General features: G+C 70.3%; 19 protein-coding genes. 4 read left to right on the top strand and 15 right to left on the bottom strand.

Translation table 11 applies throughout. The features are described 5' to 3' along the window. Positions 1-62: 62 nt before the first annotated feature. The 4 genes from OO70_RS26620 to OO70_RS26605 all read right to left on the bottom strand — a co-directional run bounded on the left by OO70_RS26620 (position 63) and on the right by OO70_RS26605 (position 3,539). Positions 63-1,379, bottom strand: a complete 1,317-nt coding sequence (locus OO70_RS26620) for a WxL domain-containing protein (protein ID WP_199827408.1) — start codon at positions 1,377-1,379, stop codon at positions 63-65. A 173-nt stretch (positions 1,380-1,552) separates the two neighbouring features. Then, positions 1,553-2,038: a hypothetical protein gene (locus OO70_RS26615; RefSeq protein ID WP_078651561.1), complete on the bottom strand. Its 486-nt coding sequence runs from the start codon at positions 2,036-2,038 to the stop codon at positions 1,553-1,555. Between the two features lie 303 nt (positions 2,039-2,341). Then, positions 2,342-2,695 (bottom strand): cytidine deaminase, encoded by a 354-nt coding sequence (locus OO70_RS26610; RefSeq protein ID WP_043676521.1) that lies wholly within the window; start codon positions 2,693-2,695, stop codon positions 2,342-2,344. A 28-nt stretch (positions 2,696-2,723) separates the two neighbouring features. Next, the gene (locus OO70_RS26605; protein WP_234336928.1) at positions 2,724-3,539 is read right to left on the bottom strand and encodes a helix-turn-helix transcriptional regulator; all 816 of its coding nucleotides are present in this window, start codon (positions 3,537-3,539) and stop codon (positions 2,724-2,726) included. A 144-nt stretch (positions 3,540-3,683) separates the two neighbouring features. Here OO70_RS26605 and OO70_RS26600 point away from each other — a divergent pair, with 144 nt between their 5' ends. Next, complete coding sequence (locus OO70_RS26600; protein ID WP_043676518.1) at positions 3,684-5,129, top strand: MFS transporter; 1,446 nt, start codon at positions 3,684-3,686, stop codon at positions 5,127-5,129. A gap of 4 nt (positions 5,130-5,133) precedes the next feature. Here OO70_RS26600 and OO70_RS26595 read toward each other — a convergent pair whose 3' ends face one another. Genes OO70_RS26595 through OO70_RS26575 form a run of 5 tightly spaced genes read right to left on the bottom strand, consistent with a single transcriptional unit; the run spans position 5,134 to position 9,470 of the window. Further along, entirely contained in the window at positions 5,134-6,168 is a 1,035-nt protein-coding gene (locus tag OO70_RS26595) for a S66 family peptidase (RefSeq protein ID WP_043676516.1), read from the bottom strand. A gap of 42 nt (positions 6,169-6,210) precedes the next feature. Further along, complete coding sequence (locus tag OO70_RS26590; RefSeq protein ID WP_043676514.1) at positions 6,211-6,570, bottom strand: MmcQ/YjbR family DNA-binding protein; 360 nt, start codon at positions 6,568-6,570, stop codon at positions 6,211-6,213. Then, positions 6,567-7,874 carry a hemolysin family protein gene (locus OO70_RS26585; protein ID WP_043676512.1) on the bottom strand — a complete coding sequence of 436 codons (1,308 nt, stop codon included), beginning with the start codon at positions 7,872-7,874 and terminating at the stop codon, positions 6,567-6,569. The genes OO70_RS26590 and OO70_RS26585 overlap by 4 nt, the downstream gene beginning before the upstream one ends. Before the next feature lie 30 nt (positions 7,875-7,904). After that, positions 7,905-8,402: an rRNA maturation RNase YbeY gene (gene ybeY, locus OO70_RS26580; protein ID WP_043676510.1), complete on the bottom strand. Its 498-nt coding sequence runs from the start codon at positions 8,400-8,402 to the stop codon at positions 7,905-7,907. 12 nt (positions 8,403-8,414) lie between these two features. After that, the gene (locus tag OO70_RS26575) at positions 8,415-9,470 is read right to left on the bottom strand and encodes a PhoH family protein (protein WP_078651560.1); all 1,056 of its coding nucleotides are present in this window, start codon (positions 9,468-9,470) and stop codon (positions 8,415-8,417) included. Between the two features lie 262 nt (positions 9,471-9,732). Here OO70_RS26575 and OO70_RS26570 point away from each other — a divergent pair, with 262 nt between their 5' ends. Next, positions 9,733-10,461 (top strand): FAD binding domain-containing protein, encoded by a 729-nt coding sequence (locus OO70_RS26570; RefSeq protein ID WP_043676505.1) that lies wholly within the window; start codon positions 9,733-9,735, stop codon positions 10,459-10,461. Positions 10,462-10,531: 70 nt separating this feature from the next. Here the strand turns inward: OO70_RS26570 and OO70_RS26565 are convergent, their stop codons facing one another. The 3 genes from OO70_RS26565 to OO70_RS26555 all read right to left on the bottom strand — a co-directional run bounded on the left by OO70_RS26565 (position 10,532) and on the right by OO70_RS26555 (position 14,117). Continuing rightward, on the bottom strand, positions 10,532-11,695 hold the full coding sequence (locus OO70_RS26565) for a carbohydrate kinase family protein (RefSeq protein ID WP_043676503.1): 1,164 nt from the start codon (positions 11,693-11,695) through the stop codon (positions 10,532-10,534). A gap of 185 nt (positions 11,696-11,880) precedes the next feature. Then, positions 11,881-13,170 carry a glucarate dehydratase family protein gene (locus OO70_RS26560; protein WP_043676501.1) on the bottom strand — a complete coding sequence of 430 codons (1,290 nt, stop codon included), beginning with the start codon at positions 13,168-13,170 and terminating at the stop codon, positions 11,881-11,883. Beyond that, positions 13,167-14,117 carry a 5-dehydro-4-deoxyglucarate dehydratase gene (locus OO70_RS26555; RefSeq protein ID WP_043676499.1) on the bottom strand — a complete coding sequence of 317 codons (951 nt, stop codon included), beginning with the start codon at positions 14,115-14,117 and terminating at the stop codon, positions 13,167-13,169. The genes OO70_RS26560 and OO70_RS26555 overlap by 4 nt, the downstream gene beginning before the upstream one ends. Positions 14,118-14,233: 116 nt before the next feature. On the opposite strand from OO70_RS26555, the gene OO70_RS26550 reads away from it, so the two are divergent. Further along, positions 14,234-15,016, top strand: coding sequence for an IclR family transcriptional regulator (locus OO70_RS26550; protein ID WP_043676497.1), 783 nt, complete (start codon positions 14,234-14,236; stop codon positions 15,014-15,016). A gap of 39 nt (positions 15,017-15,055) precedes the next feature. Here OO70_RS26550 and OO70_RS26545 read toward each other — a convergent pair whose 3' ends face one another. After that, entirely contained in the window at positions 15,056-16,258 is a 1,203-nt protein-coding gene (locus OO70_RS26545) for a serine hydrolase domain-containing protein (RefSeq protein ID WP_043676495.1), read from the bottom strand. A 335-nt stretch (positions 16,259-16,593) separates the two neighbouring features. On the opposite strand from OO70_RS26545, the gene OO70_RS26540 reads away from it, so the two are divergent. Continuing rightward, entirely contained in the window at positions 16,594-17,868 is a 1,275-nt protein-coding gene (locus OO70_RS26540) for an MFS transporter (RefSeq protein ID WP_043676494.1), read from the top strand. Here OO70_RS26540 and OO70_RS26535 read toward each other — a convergent pair. After that, entirely contained in the window at positions 17,832-18,824 is a 993-nt protein-coding gene (locus OO70_RS26535) for an adenosine deaminase (protein WP_043676492.1), read from the bottom strand. The genes OO70_RS26540 and OO70_RS26535 overlap by 37 nt on opposite strands. Before the next feature lie 20 nt (positions 18,825-18,844). Beyond that, positions 18,845-19,750 (bottom strand): ribonuclease Z, encoded by a 906-nt coding sequence (locus OO70_RS26530; RefSeq protein WP_043676491.1) that lies wholly within the window; start codon positions 19,748-19,750, stop codon positions 18,845-18,847.

The raw sequence follows: 19,750 nt of genomic DNA, 5'->3' as shown, positions 1-19,750 counted from the left end.
GACGAGGTGTGTGGTGGTCGGGCGGGTACGGTCGCCCGGCCACCGGAGGTGAGTCGTGACGGTCAGGTGAGCGTGAGCGTCAGAACGCCGGAGTACGAGCCCGGAGGCGTGAACGCCGGTACGTTCAGGGAGAGTCCGGCGTCGGCGGTGAACTCGCCGCCGGTGAGCGTGCCGTCGGGTGTGGACGCGAGCGTCGCTCCCGAACTGCCCACCGTGCCCGCCGAACCGGCGACGCAGGTGCTCGGGCTGCCCGCCTTGGTGGCGCAGGCGGGTGTCCAACTCAGCGCCCCGGCATCGATCTTGGCGCCGGGACCGGTGAAGTCGGTGACCTTGCCGGTCAGGGACCAACCCGCGGGTCCGCCGCGGAAGTCCTGGACCGTCACCGTGTTCAGGGCGCCCGTGGAGGCACCGCCCTTGCCGAAGTCGACGGCGGAGAGACCGACAGCGTCCCCGGCCTGCGACATCGACAGCGTGCCCGCCTTGACGGTCGTCGTCAGTTTCTGACTCCCCGGCGGAACGGGCGTGGTGTCGTTGACGACATAGGCGGCAGGACCGGCACCCAGGTCATCACTCCACGCACTGCCCTCGTAAGCCACGATCCCGGTGGTCGTCTTGTCGTTGACGACGAGCGAACCGCTGATGGCACCACTCGCACTGGCCGTGACGGTGGCCGTGTCCGCAGTCTGGGCGGTACCGGACCGCCCGGCCAGGGTCACGGTGGCCCCCGGAGTGAAGTTGCTACCTGTGACAGTGACGCTGTCACCGGCGTTCCCGGAGGCCGAACCCAGGCTGATGGCACGGGTGTTGACCGGAACGGTGGCGGTCGCGGTGACGGTCTCGGAGACCGGCGCCGGCGGGTTCGTCACCGTGCAGGGGGTGTCCAGCTCCAGGATGTAGCTGGTGTGGATGTTGTAGTCGCCGGGCGAGAGGGTGATCGCGCCCGGGGTGGTGACCGTGAAGGTGCCGGTCATGGAGAACGACGGGAAGGCGCCGTTGCCCGGCACCGGGTCGTTCTTCTTGGGACCGGCCACCGTGAGGCTGCCGGTCTGGGCACCGCCGAGGGTGACCTTCCCGGTGGGCGTCATGATGTCGGCCGGCAGGGCGATCGCGGTCGGGTTGCTGGCGGCCGGCTTGACCACCGTGTACGTCACGGTGACGGTGTCGCCGACCTTCGGCGCGGTGTTGTCCACCGTGATCGCGGCGGTCGTGGTGCCGTCGATCGGCGGGATGCCCGCGATCGCCGGCGGGATGCAGTGCGTGGCGAAGTCCACGTTCGTGGACGCACCGGCCGGACAGGCCAGCGCGCCGCCCGTGGCGACCGCGAGCGCGGTCACCCCGAGCAATGACGCCCAACGGCGTCTTCGGGATGTCGTAGCCATGGCTGTGCCCCCTCCTGAGGACGATGGGCGCAGCGGCTCGTCTGCGCCCACAGGGGGCATTGATGTGGGGATAGCGCGAGAAGTCAATGCACAGGCCGAAAGAAACTGATGGGCCGTCAGTTCTCGCCCAACAGCGGGAACTGACGGCCCAGTTGAGACCGTGGGGGGAATTCTCAGTCGAACACGAACGGACCCGGTGACTGCGGTCCGGTGGCCGTGCACGTCACGGCGATGCCGAAGATGGTCATCTGCAGCGACCCGCCGTACGCCTCCAGACTGTCACCGGAGGCCACGGTGCCGCTCAGCGGACCGACGGTGACGGCGTCGCCGGTCGCCATGGCCGGGTTCACCGTCCCGCTGAAGACGGTCGTGCCACCGCTCGCGTTCACGAACGTGAAGGTGGAGGCGATGGAGTCCTGCGCCAGGGCCAGCGGAGCGGTGATGGACGAGTTGACGGTGACCGTCGCCGCCGTACCGTCCTGCGTGGCCGTGATGGTGGCCGCGCCGCCGCCGAAGATGCCGCAGCTCGCGGTGATCGTCGCCGTCTGGGGAGTGACGGCGAGAGCGCTGGGCGCGAACGCCAGCGAGGCGGCCGCGAGGACCCCCGTCACCAGTGCCGCACCCGTTCCGATTCGCTTGCTTCTCAGCTTGCCTTTCATGGGTCTGCTTCCCTTCCCGTGTCTGGGAATGCCATGTGGGGATGGACGGGAGAAACACCTCAGAGACCCCTCACGAACGCGGTGCGGTGCGCCACGGGAGCGAGAATCTGACGGTCCGTCGGAACTTACGGTTCCATTGATGCGCGGGAGACGGGGGAGAGCAAGGGCGAAAATCGGACGGACGACTTCCGGACACGGGGACTTTTCAAACACCGGTCGGCACCATCCAGCCCGTCCGGCGTTTGAGGACGAGGCCCCTTCAGGGCCGATCGGGGGTCTGGGGGCGGAGCCCCCAGCACCACCTCAGCCGGCAGCGACAGTCAGCCGCACAACCCCGTCCGGCGAAGCCACGTGCACAGGCGTCTCCGGCCCACCCAGATCCCGTACAGCCGCCAGATCCTCCGCCGACGCAGACTCCGCCTCCGTAACGACCGCCGCCGCCTCCAAAGACTTCGCCCCCGACGCCACCGCCATAGCCACCGCCGTCTGCAAAGCGCTCAGCTTCAGCGACGAAAGGGCAACGGTCCCGGCGACATACGTACGCCCCGTCTCATCCCGCACGGCCGCGCCCTCCGGCACAGCGTTGCGGGCCCGCGCGGAACGGGCCAGGGTGACGATCTTGCGGTCCTCGGGGTCAAGCGCGCTGCTGTCGGTCATGGACAGAGCATACGAAGAAGCACCGGCGCTATCCGGCCACGGGGTACATCGCCCCGCGCCGCCCCTCCGGCGAGGCCAGCCACTCCAGCTTCGCCACCGTGTTCGCCTCGTCCAACGGCGTGTGCAGCACGATCGTGAGATCCGGCCGCGCCGGCACCCGCAAAGCCGTCGACTCGACACACAGCAGACCGACCAGCGGATGGTCCAGCTCCTTGCGGACGACCCCCGCGTCCTGGATGTCCCGCCGCTCCCACAACTCCGTGAACTCCGGGCTCACGGCGGTCAGTTCGGCCAGCACAGCCTGCAGCCCCTCGTCGTCGGGCCGGTCCGCGCACATCGCCCGGAACTGCGCGACGACGGTCCGCGCATTCCGCTCCCAGCTCTGCGAACGGGCCCGGTAGAGCGGATCTGTGAAGAAGTCGACGAGACAGTTCTGTGTGTTCTCGGGCCGCATGCCCAGCACCCAGCCCGCCGCGTCGTTGTACATCAGGCAGTTGTAGTAGCGGTCCATGATGTGCGCCGGGAACGGCATCCACGCGTCGATCAGCCGCCGTATGCCCTCACAGCCGTGGTCCGCCGCAGGCTCGGGCGCGGGCGGGTTCAGCCCGGCCAACGCGTACAGATGCCGGCGCTCGGCGTTGCTGAGCCGCAGCACCCGCGCGACGGAGTCGAGGACCTGCGGCGACACCGAGATGTCCCGCCCCTGCTCCAGCCACTGGTACCAGGAGGCGCCCACGCCCGCGAGCACGGCGACCTCTTCCCGCCGTAGCCCGGGCGTACGGCGCCGCGCCCCACCGTCCGGCAGCCCCGCCTCGGTCGGAGAGACGCGGGCGCGACGGCTCATCAGGAACTCGCGCAGTTCGCTCAGCCGACGGCTCTTCAGGGCATCCTCAGCCACGTACACATCCCCCTCGTGCTGCCTGGTGGTGCCACCACCAGCACAACTTCCGGCTCCCCACGGCTATTCCGACGGCCGGAAGCTCGACGCATGGCGACCAACACCACGACTCCCACCCACGAACCTCACGATCAACTCCGCACCCCCAAGCTGTCGACGCGCGACAAACTCGTCCTCTTCGTCCTCTGCGCGGCCCAGTTCATGGTCGCCCTCGACTTCTCCGTCCTGAATGTGGCACTGCCCACCCTCGGCGACGACCTCGGCATGAGCCGCTCCGCCCTCCAGTGGGCGGTCACCGCGTTCGCGCTGCCGTCCGGCGGCTTCCTGCTCCTGTTCGGCCGCATCGGCGACCTCTACGGCCGCCGCCGACTGTTCCTCACCGGTCTGGCCCTGTTCGGCGCGGCCTCGCTGCTGGCCACGTTCGCCTGGGACCCGGCGTCCTTCCTGACGGGCAGGGCGCTCCAGGGCCTGGGCGCGGCGACCATCGTCCCCACCGGCATGAGCCTCCTCACCACCACCTTCCCCGAGGGCCCGGCCCGCGACCGCGCGCTCGGCATCTCCGGCACCCTGCTCTCGCTCGGCTTCACGGTCGGCATGGTGGCCGGCGGCGTCCTGACCGACGCGTTCGGCTGGCGCTCGACGATGGCCCTGCTCACCCTGTTCGCGGTACTGGTCCTCCCGCTGGCCCCCACCCTGCTCCCCGAGTCGCGCACTCCCGACCGCCCGCGCCTCGACATCCCCGGCGCGATCACGGTCACCGGCGGCCTGCTGGCCCTGATCTACGCCCTGTCGACGGCAGCCGACCACGGCTTCGCCCGCCCCGACGTGATCACGACCCTGATCGCGGGCGTCCTGCTCCTCGCCACCTTCACGTACGTCGAGTCACGCACGCCCCACCCCCTGATCTCCCTCCCCATGCTGCGCCGCCGCATGGTGGCGTGGGGCAACCTGGGCGGTCTGGTCACCTTCTCGATGATGTCGACGGTGGTCTTCGTCCTGACCCTGTACCTCCAGGAGACCCTGCACCTGTCGTCCTTCGAGACCGGCCTGGTCTTCGGCGTCCAGGGCATCCTCTCGGCGGTCGCCGGCGTCTACGCCCCGAAGGTCATCGGCCGCATCGGCGCCCGCCGCACCCTGATCGCCTCGCTCACCGGCCAGGCGGCCTTCACCGCCACCCTCCTCACCCTGAACACGCACCCCTGGTCGGTCTGGGTCGCCACGGCCGCCGTCTCCCTGGCAAGCATGTGCCACCTGGGCGCGATCATCTCCTACGGCCTGACGGTCACCTCGGGCGTCCCCGACGACGAACAGGGCCTGGCGACGGGCCTGGTCACCTCCACCCAGCAGATCGGCATCACCATCGGCATCCCACTGCTGGGCGTCCTCGCCACCACCTCCGGCGACCTGATGTCGGGGGTCCACACGGTGGTGGGCATCGACGCGGCGATCGTGGTGGGGGCGGCGTTACTGGTCGCCGTAGGCCTCGGCAGGAACCGGAAGGCCGACCCGGCCGCCGCCGACCCCGCCACCGTATGAGACGTCAGTCCAGGGTCTGGACGATCTCGGAGCGTGCGGCCGTGTGGACGACCCGGCCGCGCGCTCCGTTCACGAGCGGCAGATACGGCGCGACGTGACCGCACTCGACGTCGGCGATGACCGGTACGCCCAGTGGGCCGAGCGCGTCCATGACGGCCTCGTGCTGGGTGAGTGTGGGGGCGTCGGGCGCGTGGGTGCGGCCGACGAGCACGGCGTTCGCCGCGTCGAAGAACCCGGCCAGCCGCATGCCGTGCAGGTTCCGGCAGATGGTGAACGCGTTGTCCTCGCACGCCTCGACATACACGAGCAGCCCCTCGGGGGCCGCGCTCCGCGCGAAGGAGGTGACGTCCAGGTACGGCGTCCCGGCGATGTTGACCAGCGTCTCGATGCAGCCGCCGATCAGCCGGCCCTGGATATCGACGTCACCGTCGCCGTCGAGGCGGGTCCAGCGCCCCGGGGCGTCCAGGGTGAGATCCCGGACGTCCGGATGCCCCACGTAGTCGTCCCGGCCGGGGCTGCGGTGGCGGTTCGGCGGGGTCTGCGTGAACGGCTCGCCCTGCGGCGCGGCGACGATGTCGAGCCAGGACAGCAGCCCCTCGGGCGCCCGATAGGGCGTCTCCATAAGGCAGTTGCCGTGCACGGTCGCGGTTCCGGTGAGCAGGGTCAGAGGTGTCAACAGGGTCGACATGTCCGAGTAGCCGACCAGCCAGGTCGGTTCGGCCCGCCCGATCCGCTCGAAGTCGAGCAGGGGCAGCACGTCGATCCCGGTCTCCCCGCCCCACGGCGGAACCACAGCCCGGATCGTCGGGTCGGTCAGCATCTCGGTCAGTTCGGCGGCCCGCTCGGCGGCTGGGGCGCTGACATGACCCGCGCCGTCCATGCACCGGCCGACGACGACCTCGTACCCGCGCGCCTCGACGTCCCGGACCGCCACGTCGAGTCGCTTGCGCAGGACGTCGGCGACCCCGCTGGAGGGGGACGTGACCCCGACCCGGTCACCGGGACGCAGCGGACGCGGATATCGCACAGCAGCAGCCATGTGCCGGATTCTGACACGCCTTCAGCCACCGCTCACCCGGATTTACGGCCGGTCGAGCCGCAGCCGCTCCGCCCGCGGCAACCCCGCCACCACCAGGTCGTACGAGTCCTCGATCAGCTCCCGGAGAACGCGATCCGGAAGGCCGCCGTCCACCCGCACCGTGTTCCAGTGCCGCTTGTTCATGTGGTACCCGGGGATGATCAACCCCTCGTACTCCTCCCGGAGTCGGATCCCGTCCTCCGGGTCGCACTTGAGGTTGACCGTGAGGGGGTGGGCGTCCAGGCGGGTCAGGGCGAAAAGCTTGCCGAGCACCTTGAAGACGGACGTCTCGGGAGTGAAGGGGAAGTCCTCCACCGCCGCGTTGAACGACAGGCAGAACGCGCGCAGTTGCTCGGGGCTCACTCCGGCTTCGTCTCCTCCTCGGACGGGTCGGCCGGACCCACCGGCTCGACCAGTACCGTCACGATCTTGTTCCGGCGCCCGGCCGAGGCCTCCGCCGTGAGTCGTAGTTCGCGGCCGTCCGGCAGCTCTACGACGGAGGAGGCACCGGCGATCGGGACGCGGCCCAGCGCCTTCGCGAGCAGCCCGCCCACCGTCTCCACGTCCTCGTCGTCGTACGCCTCGAAGCCGTACAGCTCCCCCAGGTCGCCGATGTCCAGGCGGGCGGTGACCCGGTAACGGTCGTCGCCCAGCTCCTCGACCGGAGGCAGTTCGCGGTCGTACTCGTCGGTGATCTCGCCGACGATCTCCTCGAGGATGTCCTCGATGGTGACGATGCCGGCCGTGCCGCCGTACTCGTCGATGACGACGGCGACGTGATTGCGCTCCTGCTGCATCTCGCGCAGCAGATCACCGGCGTTCTTGGTGTCCGGCACGAAGCTGGCGGGCCGCATGGCCGTCGAGACCAGCTCGGACTCGGCGTCCCGGCTGATGTGCGTCTTGCGGACCAGGTCCTTCAGATACACGATCCCGACGATGTCGTCCTCGCTCTCCCCGGTCACCGGGATGCGCGAGAAGCCGGAGCGGAGCGCGAGCGTGAGGGCCTGACGGATCGTCTTGTACCGCTCGATGACCACCAAGTCCGTACGGGGGACCATGACTTCACGCACGAGGGTGTCGCCGAGTTCGAAGACCGAGTGCACCATCCGGCGCTCCTCGTCCTCGATCAGCGACTCCTTCTCCGCGAGGTCCACCAGCGCCCGTAGCTCGGCCTCGGACGCGAACGGACCGCGCCGGAAGCCCTTGCCGGGGGTGAGCGCGTTGCCGATGAGGATCAGCAGATACGGGATCGGGCCCATGATCCGCGCGAGCGGCAGCAGGACGTACGCCGCCGCCGTGGCCGTGTTCAGCGGATGCTGGCGGCCGATCGTGCGCGGCGAGACCCCCACCGCGACGTACGACACGAGGACCATGACGCCGATCGCGGCGAGGAGCGCGGGCGCGGTGCCGTGGATCACCTGCAGACACTCGTAGGTGACCAGCGCGGCGGCGGCCATCTCGCAGGCCACCCTGACGAGCAGGGCGACATTGAGATAGCGGGTGGGGTCGGCGGCGACCTGCGCGAGCTTGGCACTGCCGCGCCGACCGGACCGTACGGCCTCCTCGGCGCGGAAGCTGGAGACGCGCGCGAGGCCCGCCTCCGCGCAGGCGGCGAGCCAGGCGACAACGACAAGGGCGATGGCCCCGACGACGATCTGAGGACTCATGAGGCGTACTACCTGTGCCTTACCCGTGCCCTAGGAGACCGTCGGAGCCGGGGACGGGCCGGTGTGGCCCTTCTCCGCGCGCCAGCCGTCCACGATGGCGGCCTGCAGACCGAACATCTCGGCCTTCTCGTCGGGCTCCTCGTGGTCGTACCCCAGCAGGTGCAACACACCGTGGACGGTGAGGAGTTGGAGCTCCTCGTCCATGGTGTGCTGCGTCTCGGCCTCGGCCCCCTGCTTCGCGGCGACCTCCGGGCACAGCACGATGTCACCGAGCAGCCCCTGCGGAGGCTCCTCGTCGTCCTTGCTCGGCGGACGCAGCTCGTCCATCGGGAAGGACATGACATCGGTCGGCCCGGGCAGGTCCATCCACTGGATGTGGAGCTGCTCCATGGCGTCCTCGTCCACGACGATCACCGAGAGCTCGGAGAGCGGGTGGATGCGCATCCGCGCGAGCGCGTAGCGGGCGATGTCGAGGATCGCCTGCTCGTCGACCTCGGTTCCGGACTCGTTGTTGACGTCGATCGACATGGTCGTGCTGATCTACTTCCGCTTGTCACGGGCACCCTTGTGGGTGCCGTTCTCCGTACCGTTCTCGCTGTCGTACTTCTCGTACGCGTCGACGATACGGCCGACCAGCTTGTGCCGTACGACGTCCGCCGACGACAGGCGGGAGAAGTGCACGTCGTCGAGCCCCTCCAGGATGTCCTGCACCTGCCGGAGCCCCGACTTCGTGCCGCTCGGCAGGTCCACCTGCGTCACGTCACCGGTGATCACGATCTTCGACTCGAAACCGAGCCGGGTGAGGAACATCTTCATCTGCTCGGGGCTCGTGTTCTGGGCCTCGTCCAGGATGATGAAGGCGTCATTCAGGGTGCGGCCACGCATGTATGCCAGCGGCGCCACCTCGATCGTCCCCGCCGCCATCAGCTTCGGGATCGACTCCGGGTCGAGCATGTCGTGCAGGGCGTCGTACAGCGGGCGCAGGTACGGGTCGATCTTCTCGTAGAGAGTGCCCGGGAGGAATCCCAGCCGCTCCCCCGCCTCCACCGCCGGGCGGGTCAGGATGATCCTGCTGACCTGCTTGGCCTGGAGGGCCTGGACCGCCTTGGCCATGGCGAGGTAGGTCTTGCCGGTGCCGGCGGGGCCGATGCCGAAGACGATCGTGTTCTTGTCGATCGCGTCGACGTACCGCTTCTGGTTGAGGGTCTTGGGGCGGATCGTGCGGCCTCGCGAGGACAGGATGTTCTGGGTGAGCACCTCGGCCGGTGTCTCCTCAGGGCCATCCCCGTTCTCGCTCGCCCTGAGCATGGCGATCGAGCGTTCCACTGCGTCCTCCGTCATCGGCTGCCCCGAGCGGAGCACCAGCATCATCTCGTCGAACAGGCGCTGGACGAGGGCCACTTCGCGGGCGTCGCCGGCCGCGCTGATCTCATTGCCCCGGACGTGGATGTCGGCCGCCGGGAAGGCCTTCTCGATCACCCGCAGGAGAGCGTCGCCGGATCCCAGGAGGGTCACCATGGCGTGCTGGGCGGGGACGGTGAACTCTGCTCTCGCCTGTCCCTGCGCGGGGGTGTGAGCTGTGGGTGTCTGAGTCATGGGCCGGCTCTGTAGGCCTTGCTCGTCCTCCTCGATATGACTCGCCCGCCACAAGGGCGGCCTGGTGATTCCCAGGGTACGCCGGGCCACTGACAACGCCGTAGGGCTTTTCGGTGACCGTCGGGCCACGAAATACGGGGCATGCCCGGCGCAGGGAGGGTGCACAGGGTGACGCCGTGAGCCCTGTTCGCGCCCCCTCGCATGTACGGACAATGCGCTACGTCCGTCAAGTAAGCCATGCAGGGAAAGCAGGTCGGCCGCTGTGTTCGTGCGTCTGCCCACGTCCGTGACCGAAGCGCGGGAGTGCCTGGCCGAGGGGGCGGTACCCGTCGGTGGGGCGACGCTTGTGTGGGCCGGCTGGCAACGGGACGGGTTCCCCGAGCAGGCGGTGTCGCTGCGCGAGGTGCCCGAGGCGAGGGTGATCGGGGACGGGACGCTGGGCGCGGCCGTACTGCTGCACGAGATCGACGAGCGGGTGCCGGAGGTGCTGCGGCGGGCGGCTGCCGGGGTGGGGACCGGTGCGGTGCGCCGGACCGCGACGGTCGGCGGGAACATCGTCGGCAGCACCCTGCGCTGTCTGCTGCCGGCCGCACTGGTGCTGGACGCCCGTGCGGTGGTCCTGGAGTCGGACGGTCCCGTCGAGACCGACCTCCCCGAGCTGCTGGCGAAGCGGCCGGTGCTGCTCAGCCTGCGCTGGCGCGAGCCGGTGGCCACTGGATATCGCAAGCTGAACGGTGTGCTGCGGGGAGAGGTTCCGTTCGTGGTCGCGGTCGCCGTGACGAGGGCGGGAGCGGGGGCGGACCCGCTCACGCTGCGTGTCGCCGTCCGTGACGGCTACGACGTGCTCAGCGAGAGCGTCCCCTACGACGCGGATGCCGCCCGGATCCTCGGCACGCTGGCGCTCACCCCGCTGGGCACGCTGCCCGAGGCGGTCTTCGAGGCGGTACGGGAAGAGGTCGCCGGGGTGGTGGAGCGGGCGGGGGCCTGCTGAAGCGGGGGCATGCGATTGAGCAGGAACGTTCCGCCCTGCGGTGGCCGAACCGCCGCCGCCCCGCATCCTCCTACGTCGACCTGCCGAACCCGATCGTCGGTACCGCCCGGCGCAGCGGCCAGGGGCTGCCGTCGCCCTGTTCCTCCGGGACGAGTCCCGCCAGGAACGCGTACCGGCTCAGGGCCGTGGGGTCCTGGCCCTCGACCGACTGCACCTTGCGCCACCAGGCGCCGATCTCGGACCAGCCCGGCGCGGAGAGCGAGCCGCCGAACTCCTGGACGGAGAGGGCGGCGGTGAGACCGGCGAAGGCGAGGCGGTCGGCGAGCGGCCAGCCGGCCAGGGTGCCGGTGACGAAGCCGGCCACGAAGACGTCGCCGGCGCCGGTGGGGTCGAGGGCCTCGACGGCGATCGCGGGGACCGAGGCGGACTCACCGGTACGCCGGTCCACGGCGTAGGCGCCGTCCGCGCCGAGGGTGACGACTGCAAGGGGTACGTGTTCGGTGAGGGCGTGGGCGGCGGCGCGGGGGCAGTCGGCGCCGGTGTAGCGCATGGCTTCCTCGGCGTTCGGCAGGAACGCCTCGCAGTGCGCGAGGTCGGCGAGCCCCGCGAGGTCCCAGGCGCCGGTGTCGTCCCAGCCGACGTCGGCGAAGATCCGGGTGCCCTCGCTCGCGGCCCGGGCGACCCAGGGTGCCTGTTTGCCGGGGGTGAGGGAGGCGACGGCGGCACGCGCGCGTGGTGGGCAGTCCGGGGCGCCCACCTGGCCGAACACGGCCTCCGGGGGCGGCTCGTGGCCGTGGGAGACCATCGTGCGTTCGCCCTCGTAGGCCATCGACACGGTGACCGGGGAGTGCCAGCCGGGCACCGAGCGGGAGGTGGAGAGGTCGATGCCCTCGCCCTGTTCCAGCGCGTCCCAGCAGTACTCGCCGTAGTGGTCGTCGCCGAAGGCAGCGGCGAGCGAGGTGCGCAGGCCGAGGCGGGCCAGCGCGGTCGCCATGTTGGCCACACCGCCGGGGCTCGACCCCATCCCTCGCGCCCAGGACTCGGTGCCGCGCACGGGGGCGGATTCGAGGCCGGTGAAGATGATGTCGAGGAAGACGGTGCCGGTGAGGTACACGTCCCAGGGCGGGTCGTCCGGCGCGCGCAGTGCGGACAGGGGGTCAACGGGAGCCGGACAGGACGTCTGTTCCCCGTTGGACGACGGTCCCTTTCCGGTGGGCGTGGTGGACGCGGTCACGGTGCGCTCCCTGACGTGATGCGGATCAGGCCAGTGTGCACCACCCCGCACGCGTGAGGGCGGCTCCCGCTCCGGGCCCGCCCGTCGCACCGGTGTCGGACCACCGCAGGTCCGGGCCGTACGGTGCGCGCGGGCACCCCCCAACATGTCCGCACCGGGCGCGTCCGGATCCGGTCACCCGGTCGCTACCAGCGCGGCATCGACGGCGTGACCCACTCCGGGTCGGTGATCCGCATCGCCGCCGCGTCGTCCCGCTCGCGCAGCGAACCGTCGTCGTCGAGCCACCGCTGGTGCAGGAACTCCAGCTTGGCGCGGTCGAGTTGGACGCCGAGGCCGGGGGCGTCGGAGACGGTGACCTTGGCGTCGGTGAAGGTGAGGCGCTCGGTGAGGACGTCCTCGGACTGCCAGGGGTAGTGGGAGTCGCAGGCGTGGTGGAGGTTGGGGACGGTCGACGCGACGTGGGTCATCGCGGCGAGGCTGATGCCCAGGTGGGTGTTGGAGTGCATGGAGATGCCGACGCCGAACGTGCGGCAGATCGCGGCCAGTTGCTGGGTGTTGCGCAGTCCGCCCCAATAGTGGTGGTCGGAGAGCACGACCTGCACGGCGTCCTTCGTGAAGGCTTCCTCGATCTCGGCGAACGTCGTCACGCACATGTTGGTGGCGAGCGGCACGTCGGTCCCGGCGGACACCTCGGCCATGGCAGGAGTGCCCAGCGCCGGGTCCTCCAGGTATTCGAGGACGTCCCCCAGCTCCTTCGCCACCTTCAGCGAAGTCTCCACGGACCAGGCGCCGTTGGGGTCGAGCCGGAGGGGGTGGTCGGGGAAGGCCGCCGCCAACGCCCGTACGGCGGCGATCTCTTCGTCGGGCGGGAAGACCCCGCCCTTGAGCTTGAAGGAGGTGAAGCCGTACCGCTCCTTGAACTTCCGTGCCTGCTCCACGACTCCGGCCGGGTCGATCGCGGCGCCCCAGTCGTCCTTCTCGCTCGCCACGCCCTCGGGGTGGTCGGCCCACTTGTAGAACAGGTAGGCGCTGTACTCCACGGCGTCCCGCACCTTGCCGCCGAGCAGGGCGTGCACGGGCAGTCCGAGCGCCTTGCCGAGGGCGTCGAGGCAGGCGACCTCGAAGGCGGAGACGACGGACAGGCGCAGCTTGTCGGCGGTCTGGACTCCGCGCAGTCCGCCCACGTCGACCTGCGAGGAGGTCCGCGAGCTGTCGACCGTGACCTCGTCGGCGACGGTGAACAGGCCGTTGAGGTCACTGACTTGACGGCCGATCAGTTTCTCTGCGTACGGCCGGGCCAGTTCCAGGTACTTGGTGTCGCCGTAGGTCTCGCCGAGTCCGGTGATCCCGTCGGCCGTCTCGATCTCGACGATCAGGCGGGGGGTGTAGGGCTGATGGACGCCCTGGGTGTTCAGCAACGGCGGGTCGGCGACCAGGATCGGGGTCAGGCGGACGTCGACGATGGTGAGGTTCACAGAACGGCTCCTACGAGGTCGAGTCCGGTGGCGAGCAGGGTGGTGAGGTCGGCCAGGTCGGCGGCCGAGGGGTCGGTGAGCGGGGCGCGTACCGGTCCCACCGGGCGCCCGCGCAGCCGGGCCGCCGCCTTGACCAGCGACACGGCGTATCCCGGTACCCGGTCGCGGAGTTCGACGAACGGGACGTAGAAGTCGCGCAGCAGTTTCTCGACGGTCTTCTCGTCCCCGTCACGCAGGGCGCCGAAGAAGGCGTTCGCGATCTCGGGGGCGAAGGCGTGCACGGCGGAGGAGTAGGCGGGGACGCCGACGGTGGCGTAGGCGCGGGCCTGGATCTCGGCGGTGGAGGCGCCGTTGAAGAAGAGGAAGCCCTCGGGGGCGGCGAGCGTGAGGCGTTGCAGGCGGTCGAGGTCGCTGTGCCCGTCCTTGAGGCCGATGACGCCGGGGATGTCAGCGATCCGCCTCAACGAGCTTGCCGTGTAGGCGACTTGGCCACGCTGGTAGGCGATGAGCGGGAGCCGGGTGCGGGCGGCGAGCTGCTCCAGCTGGGCCACCAGGCCGTCCTGCGGGGCGGCGACGAGGTAGTGCGGCAGGACGAGGAGCGCGTCGGCGCCGGCCTCCTCCGCGATATGCGCGAAGCGGGTGGCCTGTGCCCAGCCGTAGCCGACACCGGCGACGACGGGGACGCGGCCCGCCGCCTCCTGGACGGCGATGGTGACGACCTGCCGGTACTCGTCCTCGTCGAGCGAGAAGAACTCGCCGGTGCCGCAGGCGGGGAAGATCGCGCCGGGGGCGGTGGCGATCTGGGCCGTGACATGGGTGCGGAAGCCGTCGGGGTCCAGGGAGCCGTCGTCGTGGAAGGAGGTGAGCGGGAAGGAGAGCACGCCGGCCACCATCCCGTCCCGGAGCCTGCGCACCACGGTCTCCGTTTCGCCGTTCACTGAGGCCATCTCTTGGCCATCTCCCTATGTAGACGTCATCCACGTATGAAGACAAAGGTTAGATACACGAACCACGGCCGTCAATGGGGCGCCCCGGCCCCCCCCCTGCTCGCTACCATCGCCCCATGTCAGAGCCCGGTGGCGTCCGCGAGGTGAAGTCCGCCGCCCGTACGGTCGAGCTGCTCGAACTGCTCGCCGCGCGCGGCGACCGTCCCGCACGCCTCCAGGAACTCGCCGACGCGCTGGGCGTGCCGCGCAGCTCGATGTACGCCCTGCTCCAGACCCTGATCGCCCACGGCTGGGTCCGCACCGACATCACCGGCTCCCTCTACGGCATCGGCATCCACGCCCTGCTCACCGGCACGAGCTATCTGGACTCCGACCCACGCGTGAGAGTCGTACGGCCGTATCTCGACGAGGCGTCCCAGGCGCTCGGCGAGACGATCCACATGGGACGGCTGGACGGGCGGGACGTGGCGTATCTGGCGACGCGGGAGTCGCACGAGTACCTGCGGACCATCAGCCGGGTGGGGCGACGGCTGCCCGCGCATGTCGGCGCCCTCGGCAAGGCGCTCCTCGCGGAACGGGACGATGCCGAGTTGCCGCCCGGGCCGTACGAGGCGGCGACCCCCAACACCCACACCTCGCGGGAAGCGCTGGCCGCGGACCTCGCGGCCATCCGCGTCCGCGGTTATTCGGTCGACCGCGAGGAGGGGGTGCTCGGGATCGTCGGGTTCGGGTTCGTCCTGCGCTACGACAGCCCGGCGCTGGACGCGATCAGTTGCTCGGTGCCGGTGGTTCGGCTGACGCCGGAGCACGAGGGGCAGATCGTGGCGGTGATGCGGGAGGTCAGGGCGAAGATCGAGTCGACGGCGCCTGCGGCGGGTGGGGCGGTGCACTGGCGGTAGCGGTCGTCTTACCCGACCGTGAGTTCGCGAATGGGGTGATCAGTCGAAGATGGCGCAGTTGACCGCGTCCATCAGGGCCGCGCCGGTCTGGTGCGCCTGCTTGGTGGGAAGAGTGGACGTGGCGAAGAAGAAAGAGGCCGTGCGCCGGCCGGTGGAGTCGGTGACGTTGTAGGTCGCGTAGCCCGGGACGATGCCGACGTGGTCCCAGACCGTGCCGCAGTCGGTCTTCGCCGTCTCGATGCCGAGCCCGTAACCGAGCTCGTCCGGGTCCTCCGGCCCGATCTCCGGCACGGTGGTGCGCATCTCGGCCAGTTGGGCGGCGGGCAGCAGGCGGCCCGACATCAGCGCGCCGTAGAAACGGGACCAGTCACCTGCGGTGGACACGATCGCGGCATCCGCTCCGTCGGCCGTGACGTAGTCGCCGGTGACGTCCACGTGGTCGTCGTGCTGCGGTCCGGCGTAGTTCCTGAACTCGTCGGGGACGTCCGGTGGCATGTGGGCAGCGTCGGGTTCGTAGCCGTGCGCGTGCCGGTCGTGCCAGGCGGAGCCGGTGGCGTAGAAGGTGTGCCGGAGCCCCAGGGGTCCGGCGATCCGGTCCCGCACCAGCGCCGCGAGGGTCTTACCGGTGGCCTTCTCCAGGACGGCGCCGATCGCGATGTAGTTGGTGTTGCTGTACGACCACTCGGTGCCGGGCTCGAACAGTGCCGGGTGTCTTCTCACCAGGCTCAGGATTTCCGTCGACGTCCATACGTGGGTGTCCTGGCCGGTGAGGGCCGGGGCGAGGGCGGGGTCGTCGGTGTAGTCGAACAACCCACTGGTGTGGTTGAGCAGCATGCGCAGGGTGATCGCCCTGCCGTTGCGCACCTGGCCGGGCAGCCACTTGTCGACCGGGTCGGTGAGGGCGAGTCGGTGCTCGGCGACCAGTTGCAGGACGAGGGTGGCCATCACCGTCTTGGTGTTGGACGCTTCCCGCACCTCGTCGTCCGCCCTGAGCCGATGGTCCTTCTTCGTCCAGGCGGCCTGCTCGGAGATCTCGATGGGCCTGCCGTGACCGTCGTCCACGCGTACGGTCACCCCGGGCACTCCTTCTTCCACCAACTTCCGCGCCAGCTCCCGCAGTTGAGCGCGTGTCTCCGCGGTGCCGTCCTGTCGGACCGCCGCGCTCCCGTGGACCGTGGTCGCACTCGACGGGGTCGCGGCGAGGGGAACGACGAGGGCCGCGGACACCGCGACTGTCGCCATTGCGCGTAACCCCGCCAGTCGCGGGCGCCGTCCGGCACGCAGATTCACACGCACTTCATGCTCCTTCGAGAGTCCGGGAAGGCCGTCGAGCACGATCGGGGCGAAGTCGATACCGGGCGGCGAGTACGTTCACTCGCGATCACTCCAGCACGGGAAATCGGGTACGCGTTTACCCGGCGCTCCCCGCCCCAAACAGAACGTGCCCCACATCACACCCCCCGCCCTTCTTCCCGAACCGCGTGCTTGATACAAATTGCCCGCGCGTTCCTGTCCGTCGACGGTCGTCGCCCAACCCCCTTTTTGAGCCGCTTCTTTCGCATGCCCTGGGAACGCCCGTGTTCGCCCGCAGCACCACCACGCCCTGGCCCCTCGTCGCCCTTTTCACGGCCGGGTACCTCGCCCCTTACCTCCTGCCCACCACCGTCGGCCGCCTCGACGCCGGGCTTCCGCTGTCCGCCACGCAGGCCGGTGCCGTCGGCAGTGCGCTGCTGCTGAGTTCGGCCGCGGCGGGCTTCCTGCTCGTCTCGCGGGTCGACCGGGTCGGCCCGCGCACCCTCGCCCGGATCGGCCTGGCCCTCGCCGTCCTCGGCTACGGCTCTGCCGCCCTCACCCACGCCGTCCCCGCGGTCATCGCGGGCGCGGTCGTCGGCGGCTTCGGATCGGGTACGGCCACCACGGTCGCCGCGTCCGGGATAGCCGCCGAACGCGACCCCCACCGCGCCTCCACGCTCGGCCTGTTGTGCGTCTCCGCGCTCGCGGGTGCCGTCTATCTCACGGTCCCGCACCTCGGCGCGGGCCACGGCCAGCCGCTCGCCGCGATCGCGTTGACCGCACTGGCCGTATGGCCACTGACCGGCCGCCTCCCGGTCCGTACGGCGACGGGACACGCGCGCGTGGAGACCGCCGGCCTCCCCCACCGCCGCGCCGGACTGGTCCTCGCCGCCACCCTGCTGTGCTGGTCCCTCGCCCAGAACTCCCTCTGGGGCGTCAGCGGCCGCATCGGCATCACCCAGGCCCACCTCTCCGAAGTCACCGTCGGCGCGGTCTTCGCCATCGCGCTCGGCACCGGCCTCGTCGGCGTGATCGGCGCGGGCACACTCGGCTCCCGGCTGGGCCGCGCGGTACCGATCGGCGCGGGCACGGCACTCATCGCGGGCTGCATCGTGCTCAGCGCGTCCGCACACGACCTGAGGACATTCGCGACCGGCGAGATCGCCTGGAACACCCTCTACCCCATCGTCCTGTCCTACGTCCTCGGCCTCGCCGCCTCCCTTGATCCGCGCGGCCGTTGGGCGGTCCTCGTCGGCTCGGCCTCGTCGCTGGGGACGGCAGCAGGGCCGCTCGCGGGCAGTGTGCTGTCGGCGGGGGCGGGGTTCCCGGCGATGGGGGGGATCCTGGCGGCGGGGCTGGTCGTGGTGGCGGTGCCGATGACGGCGGTGGCTGTCCTCTCGGGCCGGCGCCGCCTGCCGCAATCGACCGTCGAGATCGCTGTCCAGGCCCCGCTGTCGCGCCCCGAAAGGGGCGCGGGGAACTGCGCGCCCAGCCCCCACCGGCCCGCAGCCTCATCACTCACCTACAAGAACTCGTACGCCTCCACCTCGGCCAGATAACGACCCCGCCGCTCCTCGTCATCCTCCAAGAACGACGCCACGAAGGAGTTCCGGGCCAGCTCACGCAACCGCTCCTCGGTCAGGCCAAGGGCCTCTCGCACCGCATCGAAGTTGTCGCCCGCGTAACCACCGAAGTAGGCCGGGTCGTCGGAGTTGACCGTGCAGAGCAGACCCGCGTCGAGCATCGCCGGGAGCGGGTGCTCGGCGAGGACGTCCACCGCGCGCAACCGAACGTTGGACAGCGGGCAGAGCGTCAGCGGGATGCGGTCCCGGACCAGCCGCGCCACCAGCTCCTCGTCCTCCACGCACCGCAGCCCGTGGTCGACGCGCTCGACGCCGAGGACGTCCAACGCCTCGGTGATGTACGCCGGCGGCCCCTCCTCACCGGCGTGGGCGACGCGTCGTAGACCCAGCGCGGCGGCGGCCTCGTAGACCTCGCGGAACTTCGCCGGCGGGTGGCCGACCTCGGCCGAGTCGAGGCCGATGCCGGTGATCCGGTCGAGGTACGGCTTGGCCGCGTCCAGGGTCTCCAAGGCCGAGTCGGCGGACTCGTCGCGCAGGAAGCACAGGATGAGCCGGGTCGAGATGCCGTGGTGGGTCTCGCTGCTGCCCAGCGCCCGCCACAGGCCCTCCACCACCGTGCCCATGTCCACGCCCCGCGCGATATGCGCCTGCGGGTCGAAGAAGATCTCCGCGTGCCGTACGCCCTGCGCGGCGGCGCGGGCGAGATAGGCGTTCGCGAGGTCCTCGAAGTCCCGCTCGGTGCGCAGGACGGCCATCAGCTCGTAGTAGAGGTTCAGGAACGACTGGAGGTCCTCGAAGAGGTACGCCTTCCGGAGTTCCTCGGTGTCCGCGTACGGCAGCTCGACGCCGTTGCGGGCCGCGAGCGCGAAGGCCAGCTCGGGTTCCAGGGTGCCTTCGATGTGCAGGTGCAGTTCGGCTTTGGGAATGGGCATCGAAGTATCGTACGGGTGTTTTATCGCCGTTTCGGAACCGGCACTCTCAGTAGATCGTGCGCCACGGTCAGCTCTCCCTCGAAGCCGGCGGCCCGCGCCTGCCGCTCGAACTCCTCCGGCTCGGAGTAGCGCTGGCTGAAGTGGGTGAGGACGAGGTGCCGGACGCCCGCGTCCCGGGCCACCTTGGCCGCCTGTCCTGCGGTCAAGTGGCCGTGGTCTACGGCCAGTTGCTCGTCCTCGTCGAGGAACGTCGACTCGATGACCAGCAGGTCGCAGCCGTCCGCGAGGGCGTGCACTCCGTCGCAGAGGCGGGTGTCCATGACGAACGCGAAACGCTGCCCGTGCCGTACCTCGCTGACGTCGTCGAGGGAGACCCCGTCGACCGTCCCCTCGCGCTGGATGCGGCCCACGTCCGGGCCCTTGATGCCGTGCGCGGCGAGGCGGTCGGGGAGCATGCGGCGGCCGTCGGGTTCGGTGAGGCGGTAGCCGTAGGACTCGACGGGGTGGGAGAGCTTTCGGGCCTCCAGGGTGTAGTTCGCCGTGCGGGCGATCACCCCGTCCGTGTCCACCGGGGCCTCGGTGATGCCGACCGTCTCGCGGTAGGCGGTGGAGTAGCGCAGGCGGTCGAAGAAGTGCCGGCCGGACTTCGGGTAGTGCGCGGTGATCTCGTGCGGGACCCGGTCCAGGTTGATGCGCTGGATGACTCCCGCGAGGCCGAGGGAGTGGTCGCCGTGGAAGTGGGTGACGCAGATCCGGTTGAGGTCGTGCGCGGCGACTCCGGCGCGCAGCATCTGGCGCTGGGTGCCCTCTCCGGGGTCGAAGAGGATGCCCTCGGCGTCCCAGCGCAGGAGGTAGCCGTTGTGGTTGCGGTGCCGGGTGGGGACCTGGCTGGCGGTGCCCAGGACCACCAATTCACGTACGGACAT

The organism is Streptomyces xylophagus, from assembly GCF_000716435.1.
Lineage (GTDB): Bacteria > Actinomycetota > Actinomycetes > Streptomycetales > Streptomycetaceae > Streptomyces > Streptomyces xylophagus.
This window is presented reverse-complemented; position numbering and strand designations above follow the sequence as displayed.